This window comes from Thermomonospora catenispora (assembly GCF_006363815.1).
GTDB lineage: Bacteria > Actinomycetota > Actinomycetes > Streptosporangiales > Streptosporangiaceae > Thermomonospora > Thermomonospora catenispora.
In genome coordinates, this window is the sequence record NZ_RRYT01000001.1 from 252,650 (window position 1) to 268,788 (window position 16,139).

The following is a 16,139-nucleotide window of genomic DNA, read 5'->3' on the forward strand; positions in this document are numbered from 1 at the left end:
TCGCCGGTACGAAACCCCTCGCCGGCCGTCCGCCTCACGACGTACGCCGAGCGGACTCCGATCGGGCTTCCGGGCGGGCCCCCGGGCGGACTCTGAGGGGGTGGAAACGTCGCAGGGGCGTCCCCGGTTCCCCGGGAGCGCCCCCTGCGGAGGATGCTGCGCGATCGGGCCGCGATCAGGCCGCGGCCAGGGTGCGGGCCGCGTTCGGGTCGACGGGGATGCCCGGACCCATCGTGGTGGTGATGGTGATCTTCTTCAGGTACCGGCCCTTGGCGGCCGTCGGCTTGAGCCGGAGGACCTCGTCGATCGCCGCCGCGTAGTTCTCCAGCAGCTGACGCTCGTCGAACGACACCTTGCCGATGATGAAGTGCAGGTTGGCATGCCGGTCCACCCGGAACTCGATCTTGCCGCCCTTGATGTCGGAGACCGCCTTGGCCACGTCCATGGTGACCGTGCCGGTCTTGGGGTTGGGCATCAGGCCGCGGGGACCGAGGATCCGGCCCAGGCGACCGACCTTGCCCATCATGTCCGGAGTGGCGACCACCGCGTCGAAGTCCAGGAAGCCGCCCTGGATCCGCTCGATGAGGTCGTCGGCGCCCACGTAGTCGGCCCCGGCGCCGCGGGCCTCCTCGGCCTTGGCGCCGCCGGCGATGACCAGCACCCGGGCGGTCTTACCGGTGCCGTGCGGCAGGTTGACGGTGCCGCGGACCATCTGGTCGGCCTTGCGCGGGTCCACCCCGAGCCGGATGGCCACCTCGACGGTGGCGTCGAACTTGACGGTGGAGGTCTTGCGGGCCAGCTCCACGGCCTCGGCCGGGGTGTAGAGCCGCTCCCGGTCGACGAGCTGGGCGGCGTTGCGGTAGGCCTTGCTGCGCTTCATGTCTGCTCCCGACGGTGAGAGTTCGTGGTACGGGCCAGCGCCGGGCCCTTCCACACAGGTGCGTTACTTGATCTCGATGCCCATCGAACGGGCGGTGCCGATGACGCTCTTCTCGGCGGCCTCCAGGTCGCGGGCGTTCAGGTCGGGCATCTTGGTCTGCGCGATCTCCCGGACCTGCTCGCGGGTGATGGAGCCGACCTTGTTCTTGTGCGGCTCGCCGCTGCCCTTCTCGAGCCCGGCGGCCTTAAGGATCAGCTTCGGCGTCGGCGGGGTCTTGGTGACGAAGGTGAACGAGCGGTCCTCGTAGATGGTGATCTCGACGGGGACCACGTTGCCGCGCTGGGACTCTGTGGCAGCGTTGTACTGCTTGCAGAAGTCCATGATGTTCACGCCGTGCGGACCCAGCGCGGTACCCACCGGCGGCGCCGGCGTCGCCTGGCCGGCCTGCAGCTGAACCTTGACTACGGCAGCGATCTTCTTCTTGGGAGGCATGCGAGCCTTCCTTCTCGTTCCTGTTTCGCCTGGTCCCGACTCCCGGTTGTGCGGGCAACATGGCGGCCGGAACACATCCGCCATGTAGGGACCCTGTCGTGCGCCGTTCCCGCCGGGGCGGGATCGACGCCGCGATCGCGGCGTCCGCCTGCGAGCGGCCCCGCCCGATCAGGCGGAGGCGCGGCCCGCGGCCCTGTGCCGTGCGCCCCGGGCGGCGGGGCGCCGCAGGGTGCGGCGGAACCGACCGGCCCGGGCCGCGCGTTCGGACGGGCGGACCCGGATCAGATCTTGGAGACCTGGTTGAAGGACAGCTCGACCGGGGTCTCCCGTCCGAAGATCGACACCAGGACCTTCAGCTTCTGCTGCTCGACGTTGATCTCGCTCACCGTGGCGGGCAGGGTGGCGAACGGGCCGTCCATCACGGTGACCGACTCGCCGACCTCGAAGTCCACCTCGGGGGCGACCTTGGTCGCCTGCTCCTTGTCCTTGGCGGCGGGCTCCTCCGGCTTGGGGGCCAGCAGCTGGGCGACCTCGTCCAGGCTCAGCGGGGACGGCTTGTTGGACAGCCCGACGAAACCGGTGACGCCGGGGGTGTTGCGGACCGCGGCCCAGGACTCGTCGGTCAACTCCATCCGGACCAGGATGTAGCCCGGCAGCATCTTCTCGTTGACCTTCTGCCGCTTGCCCTGCTTGATCTCGGTGACCTCGTGCTGGGGCACCTCGACCTGGAAGATGTAGTCCTCCATGTTCAGGGACTGCGTCCGGGTCTCGATGTTGGACTTGACCCGGTTCTCGTACCCCGCGTAGGAGTGGACGACGTACCACTCGCCGGGCAGCATCCGCAGCTCGCGCTTGAAGTCGGCGTACGGGTCGGGGGCCGGCTCCTGCTCCTGCGCGGCGGCCTCGACCTGGTCCTCGGAGCCGTTCTCCGTCGGCTCGACCGCAGCCTCCGCAGCGGACCCGGCCTCTTCGGCGGCCTCGTGAGGGGGCTGTGGGGACTCGGACACGGTGACTCTTCTCTCGTTCGTTGTCGACAGCGGAACGGTGGCGTAAGCGACCGACGGGCCCGCGGGCCGTCAGCCGAAGACGGCGAAGACGCCCTGCTGGAGAGCCCAGTCCAGCCCGGCGACGATCCCCACCATCACCAACACGAAGACCAGTGAAACCAGGGTGTAGTTGATCAGCTCGCTGCGGGTGGGCCAGATCACCTTGCGCAGCTCGGCGACGACCTGACGGACGAACAGGACAGGAGACGTCCGCTTGCGCGCGGACTTGCGCTCCTTGTCGGAGTCCTTGGTCGCGGGCTCGCCGCGCATCTCAGTCGCCATCGCCGTTCACCTATCGGTCGGAATCAACCACTCCCGTGGTCCGTACGCGCCTGCGCCGCGGCGTACCCACCGACGCCCAGCCCAGGCATGGCAGCCGGTGAAGGCGCACCGGTGCGGGCACCGCACTTCGCAGGGCAGGAGGGACTCGAACCCCCAACCGCCGGTTTTGGAGACCGGGACTCTACCAATTGAGCTACTGCCCTTCGTGGTCACTCCAAGCTTAGCCGCCCGTTGGGGACGGGCGGCATGCTGAAGGTCGCCACTAAGTCGTTGAGTGTACGTGCACGATCGCCCGGAGTCGAACCGAAACCCTCACCTGCGGCGCGACGCCGCCCCGGGCGCCTCCCCCGGGGCTCCGCACGGGCGCGGCGCCCGGCCGCGCGACGGCCTCCGCGGCCCGGGCGTCCCCCGCCGCCCCGCCGGATGCGGCACTCGGCTGAAGCCGGCGAGAGGGGTCTGGAAGCATGGGACCCATGAGCACTGACCGACCTCGCATCTCCGCGCGGATCGCCGCGATCTCCGAGTCCGCCACGCTGGCCGTGGACGCCAAGGCCAAGGCGCTGAAGGCCGCGGGCCGGCCGGTGATCGGGTTCGGCGCCGGAGAGCCGGACTTCCCGACCCCGGACTACATCGTCGAGGCGGCGGTGACCGCCTGCCGGACGCCGCGCTTTCACAAGTACACGCCGGCCGGCGGGCTGCCCGAGCTGCGCGCCGCCATCGCCGAGAAGACCGCCCGCGACTCCGGCTACCGGGTGGACGCCTCCCAGGTGCTGGTCACCAACGGCGGCAAGCAGGCGGTGTACGAGGCGTTCGCAGCGCTGCTGGACCCGGGCGACGAGGTCCTGGTGCCGACCCCGTACTGGACCACCTACCCGGAGTCGATCAAGCTGGCCGGGGGCGTCCCGGTGCTGGTGACGGCCGACGAGAGCACCGGCTACCGGGTGAGCGTGGACCAGCTGGAGGCGGCCCGCACCGAGCGCACCAAGGTGCTGCTGTTCGTGTCGCCGTCCAACCCGACCGGCGCGGTCTACACCCGCGACCAGATCGCCGAGATCGGCCGGTGGGCCGCCGAGCACGGGCTGTGGGTGGTCACCGACGAGATCTACGAGCACCTGGTCTACGGCGACGCCGAGTTCCACTCGATGCCGGTCGTGGTGCCCGAGCTGGCCGATCGGACGCTGGTGCTCAACGGGGTCGCCAAGACGTACGCCATGACCGGCTGGCGGGTGGGCTGGCTGATCGGCCCGCAGGACGTGGTCAAGGCCGCCACCAACCTGCAGTCGCACGCGACCTCCAACGTCGCCAACGTCTCCCAGGCCGCGGCGCTGGCCGCGGTGACCGGCGACCTGTCGGCGGTGGCGCGGATGCGCGAGGCGTTCGACCGGCGTCGGCGCACGATGGTGCGGATGCTCAATGAGATCCCCGGCGTGGTGTGCCCCGAGCCGGAGGGCGCCTTCTACGCCTACCCGTCGGTCAAGGGCGTCCTCGGCAAGGAGATCCGCGGCAAGCGCCCCGCCACGACCGTGGAGCTGGCCGAGCTGATCCTCACCGAGGTCGAGGTGGCCCTTGTCCCCGGCGAGGCCTTCGGCACCCCCGGCTACTTCCGCCTGTCGTACGCGCTGGGCGACGAGGACCTGGTCGAGGGCGTCAGCCGGGTCGCCAAGCTGCTGTCCGAGGCGCGCTGACCCCGCCGGCGTCCCGCCCGGCCCGGCGGACCCGCCGCCCTTGACGAGGACCTCGAGGGGCCTGGAGGAGACCTCGACGGGATCTCGACGGGATCGGTGCGCCGGCCCTTCCGCGGCGCGGCGGGTCCGCTCCGGCCCCTCCCGCCGGGGTCGGGACGGGTCATGCGCCCATGGCCCGGGCATGGCCCGAACGGGTGGTTGTGCGGCGACGCGGGCCACGCCGGCGACCGGATCCGGCAAAGTTGGGTCATGGAGGCCGATGTCACGACCGTCCGCTCGATCCGGACACTGCCCAAGGCGCATCTGCACCTGCACTTCACCGGGTCGATGCGGCACTCGACGCTGGTGGAGCTGGCCGGACGGCACGGGGTGCACCTGCCGGACGCGCTGGTGGAGGACTGGCCGCCGAGGCTGCGGGCCACCGACGAACGCGGCTGGTTCCGGTTCCAGCGGCTGTACGACATCGCCCGCTCGGTGCTGCGGGAACCCGCGGACGTGCACCGGCTGCTGCGGGAGACGGCCGAGGACGAGGCCGCCGAGGGGTCCCGGTGGCTGGAGATCCAGATCGACCCCAGCGGGTACGCGGGGCGGTTCGGCGGGCTGACGCCGACCGTGGAGCTGGTGCTGGAGGCCGCGCGCGAGGCCGAGGCGGCGACCGGGGTGGGCATCGGCGTGGTGATCGCCGCCAACCGCACCAAGCATCCGCTGGAGGCCAAGACGCTGGCCCGGCTGGCGGTGCGCTACGCCGGCCGGGGGGTCGTGGGGTTCGGGCTGTCCAACGACGAGCGTCGCGGCCGGGCCTATGAGTTCGAGGGGGCGTTCCGGATCGCCCGGCGGGGCGGGCTGCTGTCCACGCCGCACGGCGGGGAGCTGCTGGGTCCGGCCAGCGTCCGGGAGTGCCTGGAGTTCCTGGGCGCGGACCGGCTGGGGCACGGGGTGCGGGCGATCGAGGACCCGGCGCTGCTGGACCGGATCGTCGAGCGGGGGGTGACCCTGGAGGTCTGCCCGACCTCCAATGTGGCGCTGGGGGTGGCCCCGTCGGCCGCCGACGTGCCGCTGCGGGCCCTGTTCGAGGCCGGCGCCCGGCTGGCGCTGGGCGCCGACGACCCGCTGCTGTTCGGGTCCCGGCTGGCCCGCCAGTACGAGCTGGCGCGCACCGAGCACGGCTTCACCGACGCGGAGCTGGCCGAGCTGGCCCGCGCCTCGGTCCAAGGGTCGGCGGCCCCCGAGGAGGTCCGCACCCGGCTGCTGGCCGACATCGACGCCTGGCTGGCCTCGCCGGCCGGGCGGGTCAGCGACTCCCGTTCCACAGCCCTCGCCGTTCCAGGTGGACGATGAGCAGCTCGCCGGCCCGCGTGATGTGGGCGCGCATGGCGGCGGCGGCCTGGTCGGGGTCGGCCCGCGTCAGCGCCTGCAGCACCGCCTCGTGGTCCTGCAGGGCGGTGCGCGGCCAGTCCGGCAGCCGCCCGTACAGGCCGCGCGGGACGTAGCGGGCCACCGACGACAGCGACCAGGCGAGCTTGGCGGATCCGGCGGCCAGGTTGATCGACCGGTGGAAGGCGTGGTTGTGCTCCTCGACCAGGTCGGTCCGGCCGTCGGCGACCGCCCGCCGCAGCGCCTCCTGGATGCCGGTCAGCTCCCGGAGGACGCCGGTGGTGATGGCGTCCGCGGCCCGGGCGGCCAGCTCGGCGGCGATCCCGGCCTGCACCCAGAACAGGTCCGCCACGTCCTGCCGGGACAGCGGGGCGACCACGAAGCCGCGGCGGGGCTCCAGATGGACGAAGCCCTGGCTGCGCAGCGACTGCAGGGCCTCGCGGACGGGGGTGACGCTGATGCCGAACTCGGCGGCCAGCCGTTCCAGGCGCAGGTACTCGCCGGGGCGGACCCGACCGTCCATGATCTGCTCGCGCAGCCTCGCGGCGACCTCGTCGCTCAACTGCGGTCTGGCGATGACCCTCCGCGATGGCACCACTGCGTCGCACCCGCCCCATCGGGACCCTTCCGCGGCGGGGGCGCCGCGGCCGCAAGGGTCCCCTCTTCATGATGCGCCGCCGACGGCGGGTGGGGAACGCTGTGACCGGCCGGTCTTGACCGGATCGTTTTCACAGGCTGACGCCGACCATGACGGGCTCGTTGACCAGTTCGACGCCGAACGCCGCACGGACCCCGTCGCGCACCTGGCGGGCCAGGGCCAGCAGGTCGGCGGTGGTGCCGGTGCCGTCCGGGTTGGTCAGCGCGAGGGTGTGCTTGGTGGAGATGCGCACCGGGCCGAGGGCGTGCCCCTTGCTGAACCCGGCCTTGTCGATCAGCCAGGCGGCCGAGGTCTTGGTGCGCCCGTCGCTCTCGGGGTAGCGGGGGAAGGTCGCCTCGGGCCCGAGCCGCTCGGCGACGCGGCGTTCCAGCTCGGCGAGCTGGTCGGCGTCCAGGATCGGGTTGGTGAAGAACGATCCGGCGCTGCGGGTGTCGGGATCGGCGGGGTCCAGCACCATGCCCTTGCCGCGGCGCAGCTCCAGGACGGCCTTGCGGGCGTCGCGCAGCGGCACCCGCTCCCCCGGCCGCACGCCCAGGGCGCGGGCCAGCTCGGCGTAGGCGATGGGGGTGGACTCCTCGGCCTCCTCCAGCGCGAACGTCACCTCCAGCACCACATAGCGGTCGGTGCCTTTGAAGACGCTGTTGCGGTAGGTGAAGCCGCAGGCGTCATGGTCGACGGTGACGACGCGGCCGGTGCGCCGGTCGTAGGCCCGCACCGCGACGATGGTCTGGGCGACCTCCTGGCCGTAGGCGCCGACGTTCTGGATGGGGGTGCCGCCGACCAGGCCGGGGATGCCGGACAGGCACTCCACACCGGCCAGCCCGTCGCTCACGCAGCGGGCCACGAGCGGGTCCCACTCCTCGCCGGCCTGTGCGGTGACCAGCACCTTGCCGGGATGGTCCCGGTCGGTGCGGTAGGCGACGCCGCGGCTGGCGACGTGCACCACGGTGCCGGGGAAGCCCTCGTCGGAGACCACCAGGTTGCTGCCGCCGCCGAGCACCAGCACCGGTTGCCCCTCCTCGTCGGCCCGCCGGACGGCCTCGATCAGCTCGTCCTCGGTGGCGGCCTCGACGAAACGGCGCGCCGGGCCGCCGAGGCGCAGCGTGGTGTAGGCGGCCAGTTTCACGTTCTCGCAGTGCACGGCCATCGGCTCAGCTTATGTGCCCGTTCTCTCGGAATGCCGTCGCGGGGTGGGGGTCGGCCTCGATGTCGGCGGGCCGTCCCGGGCCCGGCGGACCCGCCGAGGCGGCCCGGCGGCGTCGAGGGCGCGGCGTCCCGGGGCGTCGCCCTCGGGAAGCCGCGCGCATGCTCCGGTGTGCAGGACCCGGGTCGCGGCGCCTCAGGCGAGGCGGACGACCGCCTTGGCGCGGGTGAGCACCTTCTGCCCGCCGCAGCGGGCGGTGAGCGCCACGACGACCTTGTTGTCCTCGAGCTTCTCCTCGACCTTGCCGCTGACCTCGATGTCGGCGCCGCCCTCGTCGGGCACCACGACCGGGGCGGAGAACCGCACGCCGTAATCGAGGACGGCGCCGGGGTCGCCGACCCAGTCGGTGATGAACCGGCCGGCCTGGGCCATGGTGTACATGCCGTGCGCGATGACGTCGGGCAGGCCGACCTGCTTGGCGAAGCTCTCCCGCCAGTGGATCGGGTTGAAGTCGCCCGACGCCCCCGCGTACATGACCAGGTTGGCCCGGTCGACGTGGAAGGTGCGGGCCGGGATCTCGGTGCCGACCTCGACCTCGTCGTACTTCACGCTGGCGGTCATCAGGCCCCCCGTTCCACGATCGTGTTGTAGGCGGTGCAGACCGGCTCGCCGTCGACGGTGGTGACCTCGGTGCGCAGCTCGATCTTCTCGTTGTTGCCGATCGTCTTGATCTCGGTGATGGTCGTCCGGCACACCAGCTCGTCCCCGGCCCGGACCGGACGGGTGTACTCGAAACGCTGCTCGCCGTGGACGACCATCGCGAAGTTGAGGCCGAGCTCGGGGTCCGCCAGCGCCTCGCCGCCCAGCGAGATCACGATGGGGAAGGTGGGCGGCGCGATGACGTCGGGATATCCGGCGGCCTTGGCCGCCTCGCGATCGCGGTAGATCGGGTTGGGGTCGCCGATGGCGTCGGCGAACTCCCGGATCTTGACCCGGCTGACCTCGTATGGGGCGGTCGGCGGGAAGGTCCGCCCGATGAAATCACGGTTCAGTGGCATGCATCCGTCCTTGCTCGCAGGGTCGCGAGGCCCTGTGCCCGCAGCATCCTCTGCGTGACCGTAACAGAACAGCGTTCAGCCCGCTCTCGCAGGTCTCGGAGAGCGGGCTGAACGCGACAGGACAGGAGCCGAACGCGGCGCGGCGCACGCCGAGCGGTCCGCCCGGCCGGGCCGTCGCGACCGGGGTCGCGACGCCTCAGCGCGTCTCGCGGTGCACCCGGTGGCACCGGCAGTTCGGGCAGTACTTCTTCAGCTCGAGGCGGTCCGGGTCGTTGCGCCGGTTCTTCCGCGTGATGTAGTTGCGGTGCTTGCACTCCTGGCAGGCCAGCGTGATCTTCGGCCTGACGTCGGTGGCGGCCACGTGGGAGTGCCTTTCTGACGAGGGACATGGACATGCGCACCCCGGCACCCCGCCGGGTGACGGGGGCCGGAGATAGTAGCGAGGGCCGGACTTGAACCGGCGACACAGCGATTATGAGCCGCTTGCTCTGCCAGACTGAGCTACCTCGCCGTGATGGTCTGTCCAGACCGGTCGATAAGGATACCGGTCCGGGAACGGACCGCGGAAACAGGCGAGCCGGACGCTCTGACGAGCCGTCGACTCGGGTTTCCGCTCCTTCGACGAGCCGGGCCGCGATGACGTGGCCGGGCCTCGATCGAAGGGTCATCACAGAGGTTACCAGAGCCGGAGAGCAACTCTGACATGAGTTTTTCCGCCCGCCGCGGACGGGCCGGGGTCACGGCCGCAGCCTCCCCGTGCCGGCGCGCCACTCCACCATCAGCACGGTGGCGTCGTCGTCCAGCCGGTCGCCCTGGTACTCCAGGACGGCGTGGACGAGCCGGCGCAGGGTCTCGGGGGCCGAGAGCCCGTCGCTCTCCCAGCGGATGATGAAGTCCACGAAGCGTTCCAGCCCGAAACGCTCCTGCCGGGCGTCGGTGGCCTCCACCACGCCGTCGGTGTAGAAGATCAGCCGGTCTCCGGGCTCGAGCTGGTAGCGGGCCGGCGGCGGGGAACGCTCCATCCGGAAGCCCATCGGAGTGCACGGCGGACTGTCCAGATCGGCCACGTGCCGGTTGCGGCGGATCACCAGCGGTGCGGGATGGGCCCGATTGATCCAGCTCACCATGCCGGTGCCGATGTCGACGTCGGCCAGCACCCCGGTGGCGAACCGCTGCTCGGCGAACTGCCCGGCGATCGCCTCGTCGATCTCGTCGGCCCGCTCGCTCAGCCCGGCGCCCCTCCGCCGCGCGTTGCGGCCGGCGGCCATCGCGATGGTGCTGGTCAGCCCGGCGGCGGTGTCGTGCCCCATGGAGTCGAAGATCGACAGGTGCAGCGTCTCGCCGCTCAGCGCATAGTCATAGGCGTCCCCGCCGGCCTCGTAGATCGGCTCGGTGGCCGCGCTGATCACGATGTCCCCGGTGGCGAACGTGCTGGGCGGCATCAGGCTGCGGGTCACCTCCGCCGACAGCGTCGTGGAGGCGGTCCGCGTCAGCCGGGCGTAGGTGTCGCTGGAGCTCCGCTTGCTCGCCAGCAGCAGGGTGACCACGGCGGCGAGCTGACGCGCCCGCTCGCGGACGTCCTCGGTGTCGGCGCCGATGATGACCCCGAGCACCCCGAGCCGTTCGGCGCCGTTCAGCAGGGGCAGCCAGAGCCGCTGCGGATCGTGCCGCCTCGGGTGGACGCCGAACGCCCGGTTGCTGCGCACGATGGACTGCCCGCGGAAGGCCTTGCCGGGCACCGAGCCGTCGATCCGCATCGGCGTCAGCGGCCGGCCGAACGCGTCCTGCTGGCGCGGCAGCGGCATCAGCATCCGCTGCTGCAGATCGGCGACATAGATCAACGGCAGGTCCAGGCCGAAGGCTTGCGCCCCCTCGGCGATCAGGGCCGGCAGGTCCTCGAACGAGATCAGATGGCTGCCGCTCACTACGGCGCCCAGCATCCGATCGCCGGAATTTTCCATCAATCGGGCTCCTAGCGATACCTCAGCCCGAGGCTACCCGGAGCAGAAAAATCCACCCGAAACCAGCTCAGAGCGACCACCAGCCGAACGTCAGGTGCCCGATCAGCCGGATCCCGAACCCGACCTGCACCGCCGGCCGGACGGCCCGGACCGGCACCGGCACCCGTTCGCGCAGCCGGAACGGCGAGCACCAGCGCCCGGAGAAAGGCGTCGCCGGGCGCCTTGCGGAGCAGCGCCGCGATCTCCACGACGAGGAAGAACACGACCCGGGCCGCCTGGGCCGGAGTCCAGCCGGTGATGCGCCGGACCGGCGACCGTCCCCGGTCGGGACGGGCGGGGGCGTTCACGAGTCGGGCTCCTTGCGGCGTCACCGCGAGCGATGCCCGCTCACGCCCCGCGGCGAACGTGTCCGCCCGGCGCGTTCGATGCGTCCGGCGCGGGAGGGGGCGACGCGTCCGGGTCGGAAACCGCACGGGCGGCGGGCCGGCCCGGCGAGGCGAGCCCGCTCACGCCCCGCGGGACCTCCCCCCTGCCGCCGTGCCGTCCGCAGCGGTATGCACCCGCCTGCGGTCATTTGAGGCCACCTGTGCCGGCAGGGCGGGCGGGACGGCGGGCATCGCCGGGCCGGGATCACATCGGATCCCGATCACATCGGGCTCGGATCACCGGGCGAAGCGCTCGTGAGAGACGCCTGTGAAACGCTGAAGCCGCCACCCGATCCCTCGGGTGGCGGCTCACCGCTCGAGAGCCCCTTTACGGAATCGAACCGTAGACCTTCTCCTTACCATGGAGACGCTCTGCCGACTGAGCTAAAGGGGCCTGCGTCGCTTGCGCACTGAAACCATACACGGAGTGCGCGCCGGATGAGAAATCGATTGATCCGTCCCTCCTCGCACGGGGTCCGCGCAGGCCGGTGCGGAGCCGGCGGACGGACGGCGAACGGCCCGCCTCCGAGGGGAGACGGGCCGTGTCCGGACCGGTGGATCGGGCGGCCGGGCGGCGCGCGGGTCGCCTGGTCCGCACACCGGCGCCCCAGGGGCCGCCCCGGGACGGGCGGGTCAACCGTTCAGCAGCCGGCGGGCGATGACCAGCTGCTGGATCTGGCTGGTGCCCTCGTAGATGCGGAACAGCCGGGCGTCGCGGTAGAAGCGTTCGACGGGCACGCCGCGCATGTAGCCCATGCCGCCGAAGACCTGGACCGCGCGGTCGGCGACCCGCCCGAGCATCTCCGAGCAGAAGTACTTGGCGCAGGACGGGCCGAGCTTGCGGTCCTCCCCGGCGTCGTAGGCGCGGGCGGCCTCCAGCACCATGGCGCGTCCGGCGTACAGCTCGGTCTGGGAGTCGGCGATCATCCCCTGCACGAGCTGGTACTCGCCGATCGTGCGGCCGCCCTGGACGCGGTCCTTGGCGTACGCCACGGTCTCGTCGAGGATGCGCTGGGCCAGGCCGACGCAGACGGCGGCGATGCTCAGCCTGCCGTGCGCCAGGGACGCCATGGCGGTGCGGAACCCGGTGCCCTCGGGCCCGACCATGGCGTCGGCGGGGACGCGGACGTCGTCGAAGAAGACCTCGGCGGTGTGCGCGCCGCGCTGGCCCATCTTCTGGTCCGGGGGGCCGACCTTCAGGCCGGGGGCGTCCCGCTCCACCAGGAAGGTGGAGATGCCGCGCGAGCCGGGGCCGCCGGTGCGGGCGAACACCATGAACACGTCGGCCTCGGGGGCGTTGGTGATGAACCGCTTGGCGCCGTTCAGCACGTACTCGTCGCCGTCCTTGACCGCGCTGGTGGACAGCGTGCTGGGGTCGGAGCCGGCCTCCGCCTCGGTGAGCGCGAACGCGCCGACGACCTCGCCGGACGCCAGCTTCGGCAGCCACCGGGCCTTCTGCTCCGGCGTGCCGGCGTTGACCAGCACCTGACCGGCGATGCCGTTGCTGGTGCCGAACATCGAGCGGAACGCGGGGCTGGCGTAGCCGAGCTCGAAGACCAGCCGCACCTCCTCGCTGAGCGACAGGCCGAGCCCGCCGTACTCCTCCGGCAGCGCATACCCGAACAACCCCATCTCTCGCGCGGCCTGCCGCAGCGATTCGGGGATCGAGTCGGTCTCCTCGATCTCCTCTTCCCGAGGGATCACCTGCTCGCGCACGAAGCTGCGCACCGCGTCGAGCACGTCGGCGAAGTCCTGAGCATCCATGAGACGGATTCTAGAACTCCATTCCAAGATTGACCGTCAGTGGGGTGTGGAAGGCTGGCGATCATGCTTGAGGGCTTTCCCCGTCTGATCGACGACCTGGTCCGCGCCGCCGTGACGAGGGATCAGGCGTTCGGCGACCTGTTCCCCCGCGTGATGCAGGAGGCGCAGGGGCTTCCCCCCGCCGAGCTCACCGCCGCGCTGCCCGCGATGGCCGAGGGCATCGCCCAGGCGCCGCCCAACCTCGGCTGCTGGCTGGCGGTCATGGCCGGCGCCTGGGTCGAACGCGGAGCCTCCCCCGAGCCGGCCGGCCTGGCCGTCATCGAGACCGCCACCGGGGTGGCCGCCGCCGCGCACGAGTTCGCGAACGCCTGGCAGAAGGCCACCGGCTCCGAGCCGCCCGACCCCGAGGAGTCCGGCCCCTCCCAGGAGATCGTCGACACCGTCGGCCCTCACCTGGAGGACCCGGTGGCCGCGATGCTGTCCTGGTTCGCGATGCCGCAGTTCACGCTGAGCGCCCGCACCATGCTGGCGACCTCTCCGATGGTCCGCGGCGCGGTGTCCGACCGGGAGCGCCGGTCGTCGGTGTTCGCCGAGCTGGAGCAGTACTTCGCCCCGGCGGGATGGACCGCCGAGCTGCTGCGGGTGCTGGACGGGGAACGGCTGCTGGTCCTCGACCGCGCCAGCCGCCGCGGCTGGACCGTCACCATCAGCGGCATCGGCGACAACTTCCAGCTCCACACCCTCCTCGGCGGCGCCCTGGTCGGCCACCCCGACGGGCTGCCCGGCGAGGCGGCCGACCCGCGGTGGATCTCCTGCTTCACCTCCGGGGAGGTCGAGCCCGGCACCCCGCCCGTCGTCGGCTGGTGGAACCTGGTCGACGCCCACGGCGACTGGATCTGGAACGAGGGCGTCCCCGCCGACATCCCCGCGGTGAACGGCACCCGCGTCGTCGTCCTGGACCCGCCCTCCTACCAGCGCTCCTGGAACCCCGGCCGCCGGCATCCCCTGATGACCGCCTCCCTGACCGTCGAGGGGCAGCACACCGCGGACGACCTGGCCGGCTGGTGGGCCCACATCGCCGAGGCCAAGGAACCCGCGGCCGCCATGCGCGCCCCGGAGAGGGGACGAGCCCCGGCCAGGGGGCAGGGCGGCCCTCCCCAGGCCGCATCTCCGGTTCCGCAGAGCGCTCCTCCGGCCCCTCAGGCCGCATCCCCCGCTCCCCCGGCCGCTGCCCCGCCCTTCTCCCAGCCGTCACCGCCCCAGTCGCCGCCGCAGCGGCAGGCCCAGACGCCCCTGCCGCCCGTGCAGCTGAACCCCATCGAGCAGATGGAGCGGCTGGAGGAGATCACCGTGAGCCTGCTGGACGTCCTCCCCGCAGGCTGGCGGGAGCTGACCATCGACTTCGAGAGCATCGGCCGGTTCGTCGGGGTCAGAGGGACCCTCACCATGTCCGACGGCTCCACCCGGGCGTGGTCGCCTCCCCACCAGGTCCTGACGTCGCTGGACAACCTGCGCACCGGCATGTACGCCGAGGGCAGGGGCACATGGTTCTCCTGCCGTCTCTCCCTGACCCCTCCGGGCCGGTACACCATCGACTACGACCGCCAGAACCAGCCGTCCGTCCCCGCGACGCCGGAGGACATCGCCCTGGAGCAGCGGAGGTTCCCGCGCTCGCCGGAGCACATGCCCGACTGGTACCGCACCGGCCTGGCCAACGCCGAGTCCCCCTGAGGTCTTTGTGAGAGGCCATGGCGGACTCCGTGCTCCGGCCCGAGGGAGGATTCGTTCGTCGGAGAGATATGCGGGCTCCCGGACATGAGGCGGGCCGATCTGACCGGCCTCGGTGGACCGTCGTCCCGTTCGTGAGCGTGGGGTCGCTGCGGTTCGGGATGAGCCATGGGGAAGTCGTCGCGGCGCTCGGCGCCACCCCGCCGGTGGCGTGGCGTCCCGGCTCCCCGGCCGAGTTCGGCGACGCGGCCGTGACGACGTACTACGGGGACTCCGGGCGGCTGATGTGCGTCGCGGTCGACGCGTTCCGCGGTCCCCAGGTCGTGCTGGAGGATCTGTCGCCGGCGGGCTGCGAGCCGACCGAACTGGAGGACCGGTTCACGCGGTACGCCGAGTCACGACGGGCAGAGGTCTGCCACTCCCAGGACGGCTCATGGGGGTCGGAAGAGCTCGGACTCGTGATACGCACCCAACGGGCCGGAGACCTCCTGCTCACCCGGCCGGTCTTCGTCGCCCGCGAGTGGGCTCCCGGTGTGGCGGACGCCCAGCTCGGTTTCGTGCCCCAAGAGGAGTGGGCGGTGCGCTGACCTCTTCCTGCCCCCGTTTCCTGCCCTATCGGCGAGAACTCCGAGCGAGCAGGCACGGCGCAGCCGCCGCTCTCGATGGGCCCACCTGCACAGATGCATCCAGGCAGGTTCCGTGCTTCTCCGGGGCCGGTGACAGGAAGCCGCATTCGACGACGTTCGGCTGCATGCGACCGACCGTGAACGCGAACGGCCCCTGCCCAGGTTCTCCCTGGTCAGGGGCCGTTCGGCTGCTGGTGGCGGGTCCAGGATTTGAACCTGGGTAGGCTGAGCCGACGGATTTACAGTCCGCTCCCTTTGGCCGCTCGGGCAACCCGCCTTGCGCCTCGTTGCTGGCGACGAGGAAAGCTTAGCGGACATGACGAGTGCTCGTGACATCGAGGGGCGAGCGATCCGGCTGCGGTCGTGGCGACGCGTCGGCGGAAGCGGCGGGCTGACTAGGGTTGAGGGCTACGTGGGTTGGACAGTGGGGCCTTGCAGGGCCGTGACGTGAGCTATGGAAGGGTGAGGGATGGCCGGCGAGAGCTCGTTCGACATCGTGTCCAAGCTGGATCGGCAGGAGGTCGACAACGCGGTCAACCAGGCGGCCAAGGAGGTGGCCAACCGGTTCGACTTCCGCAACGTCGACGCCGGCATCAAGTGGTCGGGGCAGGCCATTGAGATCCAGGCCAACTCCGCGGAGCGGGCCAACGCGATTTTGGACGTGCTGAAGGACAAGCTGGTCAAGCGGAAGGTCTCGCTGAAGGTCCTGGACGTCGGGGAGCCTCGGCCGTCGGGCAAGCTCTACAAGCTGACGGTGGGGCTCAAGGAGGGCATCTCCCAGGAGAACGCCAAGAAGATCAGCAAGATCATCCGGGATGAGGGGCCCAAGGGCGTCAAGACCCAGATCCAGGGGGACGAGCTGCGGGTCAGCTCGAAGAAGAAGGACGACCTGCAGCAGGTGATCGCGTTGCTGAAGGGCAAGGATCTGGACGTGGCCCTGCAGTTCGTCAACTACCGCTGAGCAAGAGCGTCACGCGGCCGGATCCGCGCGGCCGGATCGGACTCCGGCCGCGTGA

At 71.5% G+C, this 16,139-nt stretch carries 16 protein-coding genes and 4 tRNA genes; 5 read left to right on the forward strand and 15 right to left on the reverse strand.

Going from position 1 to position 16,139, the window contains the following annotated elements:
• Nucleotides 1-175: 175 nt before the first annotated feature.
• The 5 genes from rplA to EIO00_RS01215 all read right to left on the reverse strand — a co-directional run bounded on the left by rplA (nt 176) and on the right by EIO00_RS01215 (nt 2,903).
• A complete protein-coding gene (gene rplA / locus EIO00_RS01190) occupies nt 176-880 on the reverse strand; it encodes a 50S ribosomal protein L1 (protein WP_140174828.1) in 705 nt (234 codons plus the stop codon).
• A gap of 63 nt (nt 881-943) precedes the next feature.
• A complete protein-coding gene (gene rplK / locus EIO00_RS01195; RefSeq protein WP_140174830.1) occupies nt 944-1,372 on the reverse strand; it encodes a 50S ribosomal protein L11 in 429 nt (142 codons plus the stop codon).
• 281 nt (nt 1,373-1,653) lie between these two features.
• Nucleotides 1,654-2,379: a transcription termination/antitermination protein NusG gene (gene nusG / locus EIO00_RS01205; protein WP_140174832.1), complete on the reverse strand. Its 726-nt coding sequence runs from the start codon at nt 2,377-2,379 to the stop codon at nt 1,654-1,656.
• A 69-nt stretch (nt 2,380-2,448) separates the two neighbouring features.
• On the reverse strand, nt 2,449-2,700 hold the full coding sequence (gene secE / locus EIO00_RS01210; RefSeq protein ID WP_140174834.1) for a preprotein translocase subunit SecE: 252 nt from the start codon (nt 2,698-2,700) through the stop codon (nt 2,449-2,451).
• Nucleotides 2,701-2,830: 130 nt separating this feature from the next.
• Nucleotides 2,831-2,903 (reverse strand) — tRNA-Trp (locus EIO00_RS01215).
• Between the two features lie 261 nt (nt 2,904-3,164).
• Here EIO00_RS01215 and EIO00_RS01220 point away from each other — a divergent pair.
• Nucleotides 3,165-4,385 (forward strand): pyridoxal phosphate-dependent aminotransferase, encoded by a 1,221-nt coding sequence (locus EIO00_RS01220; protein WP_140174836.1) that lies wholly within the window; start codon nt 3,165-3,167, stop codon nt 4,383-4,385.
• 249 nt (nt 4,386-4,634) lie between these two features.
• Nucleotides 4,635-5,723, forward strand: a complete 1,089-nt coding sequence (locus tag EIO00_RS01225) for an adenosine deaminase (RefSeq protein WP_140174838.1) — start codon at nt 4,635-4,637, stop codon at nt 5,721-5,723.
• On the opposite strand, the gene EIO00_RS01230 is transcribed toward EIO00_RS01225, so the two are convergent.
• From EIO00_RS01230 to EIO00_RS01270, 9 genes are all read right to left on the reverse strand, one after another.
• Nucleotides 5,677-6,357 (reverse strand): GntR family transcriptional regulator, encoded by a 681-nt coding sequence (locus tag EIO00_RS01230; RefSeq protein ID WP_206664002.1) that lies wholly within the window; start codon nt 6,355-6,357, stop codon nt 5,677-5,679. The two genes, EIO00_RS01225 and EIO00_RS01230, sit on opposite strands and share 47 nt — an antisense overlap.
• A gap of 130 nt (nt 6,358-6,487) precedes the next feature.
• On the reverse strand, nt 6,488-7,564 hold the full coding sequence (locus EIO00_RS01235) for a UDP-N-acetylmuramate dehydrogenase (protein WP_140174843.1): 1,077 nt from the start codon (nt 7,562-7,564) through the stop codon (nt 6,488-6,490).
• A 192-nt stretch (nt 7,565-7,756) separates the two neighbouring features.
• Nucleotides 7,757-8,182, reverse strand: a complete 426-nt coding sequence (locus EIO00_RS01240; protein WP_140174845.1) for a MaoC family dehydratase — start codon at nt 8,180-8,182, stop codon at nt 7,757-7,759.
• Nucleotides 8,182-8,619 (reverse strand): MaoC family dehydratase N-terminal domain-containing protein, encoded by a 438-nt coding sequence (locus EIO00_RS01245; RefSeq protein WP_140174847.1) that lies wholly within the window; start codon nt 8,617-8,619, stop codon nt 8,182-8,184. The genes EIO00_RS01240 and EIO00_RS01245 overlap by 1 nt, the downstream gene beginning before the upstream one ends.
• Before the next feature lie 196 nt (nt 8,620-8,815).
• Nucleotides 8,816-8,980, reverse strand: a complete 165-nt coding sequence (gene rpmG, locus EIO00_RS01250; RefSeq protein WP_012854674.1) for a 50S ribosomal protein L33 — start codon at nt 8,978-8,980, stop codon at nt 8,816-8,818.
• 76 nt (nt 8,981-9,056) lie between these two features.
• Nucleotides 9,057-9,130: transfer RNA gene (locus EIO00_RS01255), tRNA-Met, on the reverse strand.
• A 226-nt stretch (nt 9,131-9,356) separates the two neighbouring features.
• Nucleotides 9,357-10,580, reverse strand: a complete 1,224-nt coding sequence (locus EIO00_RS01260) for a PP2C family protein-serine/threonine phosphatase (protein WP_140174849.1) — start codon at nt 10,578-10,580, stop codon at nt 9,357-9,359.
• Nucleotides 10,581-11,326: 746 nt separating this feature from the next.
• Nucleotides 11,327-11,399 (reverse strand) — tRNA-Thr (locus EIO00_RS01265).
• Nucleotides 11,400-11,638: 239 nt separating this feature from the next.
• Nucleotides 11,639-12,769 carry an acyl-CoA dehydrogenase family protein gene (locus EIO00_RS01270; protein WP_140174851.1) on the reverse strand — a complete coding sequence of 377 codons (1,131 nt, stop codon included), beginning with the start codon at nt 12,767-12,769 and terminating at the stop codon, nt 11,639-11,641.
• Between the two features lie 63 nt (nt 12,770-12,832).
• Between EIO00_RS01270 and EIO00_RS01275 the strand changes: the two genes are divergently transcribed.
• On the forward strand, nt 12,833-14,500 hold the full coding sequence (locus tag EIO00_RS01275) for a hypothetical protein (protein ID WP_140174853.1): 1,668 nt from the start codon (nt 12,833-12,835) through the stop codon (nt 14,498-14,500).
• Nucleotides 14,501-14,631: 131 nt separating this feature from the next.
• The gene (locus tag EIO00_RS24710; protein WP_140174855.1) at nt 14,632-15,084 is read left to right on the forward strand and encodes a hypothetical protein; all 453 of its coding nucleotides are present in this window, start codon (nt 14,632-14,634) and stop codon (nt 15,082-15,084) included.
• A 231-nt stretch (nt 15,085-15,315) separates the two neighbouring features.
• On the opposite strand, the gene EIO00_RS01285 is transcribed toward EIO00_RS24710, so the two are convergent.
• A tRNA-Tyr gene (locus EIO00_RS01285) sits at nt 15,316-15,400 on the reverse strand.
• A 192-nt stretch (nt 15,401-15,592) separates the two neighbouring features.
• Here EIO00_RS01285 and EIO00_RS01290 point away from each other — a divergent pair.
• Nucleotides 15,593-16,084 carry a YajQ family cyclic di-GMP-binding protein gene (locus tag EIO00_RS01290; protein ID WP_140174857.1) on the forward strand — a complete coding sequence of 164 codons (492 nt, stop codon included), beginning with the start codon at nt 15,593-15,595 and terminating at the stop codon, nt 16,082-16,084.
• Nucleotides 16,085-16,139: the final 55 nt, after the last annotated feature.

Coding starts and splice junctions, on each gene's coding strand:
- rplA (WP_140174828.1), bottom strand. CDS start 880: ATGAAGCGCAGCAAGGCCTACCGCAACGCCGCCCAGCTCGTCGACCGG.
- rplK (WP_140174830.1), bottom strand. CDS start 1,372: ATGCCTCCCAAGAAGAAGATCGCTGCCGTAGTCAAGGTTCAGCTGCAG.
- secE (WP_140174834.1), bottom strand. CDS start 2,700: ATGGCGACTGAGATGCGCGGCGAGCCCGCGACCAAGGACTCCGACAAG.
- EIO00_RS01220 (WP_140174836.1), top strand. CDS start 3,165: ATGGGACCCATGAGCACTGACCGACCTCGCATCTCCGCGCGGATCGCC.
- EIO00_RS01225 (WP_140174838.1), top strand. CDS start 4,635: ATGGAGGCCGATGTCACGACCGTCCGCTCGATCCGGACACTGCCCAAG.
- EIO00_RS01235 (WP_140174843.1), bottom strand. CDS start 7,564: ATGGCCGTGCACTGCGAGAACGTGAAACTGGCCGCCTACACCACGCTG.
- EIO00_RS01240 (WP_140174845.1), bottom strand. CDS start 8,182: ATGACCGCCAGCGTGAAGTACGACGAGGTCGAGGTCGGCACCGAGATC.
- EIO00_RS01245 (WP_140174847.1), bottom strand. CDS start 8,619: ATGCCACTGAACCGTGATTTCATCGGGCGGACCTTCCCGCCGACCGCC.
- EIO00_RS01260 (WP_140174849.1), bottom strand. CDS start 10,580: ATGGAAAATTCCGGCGATCGGATGCTGGGCGCCGTAGTGAGCGGCAGC.
- EIO00_RS01270 (WP_140174851.1), bottom strand. CDS start 12,769: ATGGATGCTCAGGACTTCGCCGACGTGCTCGACGCGGTGCGCAGCTTC.
- EIO00_RS01275 (WP_140174853.1), top strand. CDS start 12,833: ATGCTTGAGGGCTTTCCCCGTCTGATCGACGACCTGGTCCGCGCCGCC.
- EIO00_RS01290 (WP_140174857.1), top strand. CDS start 15,593: ATGGCCGGCGAGAGCTCGTTCGACATCGTGTCCAAGCTGGATCGGCAG.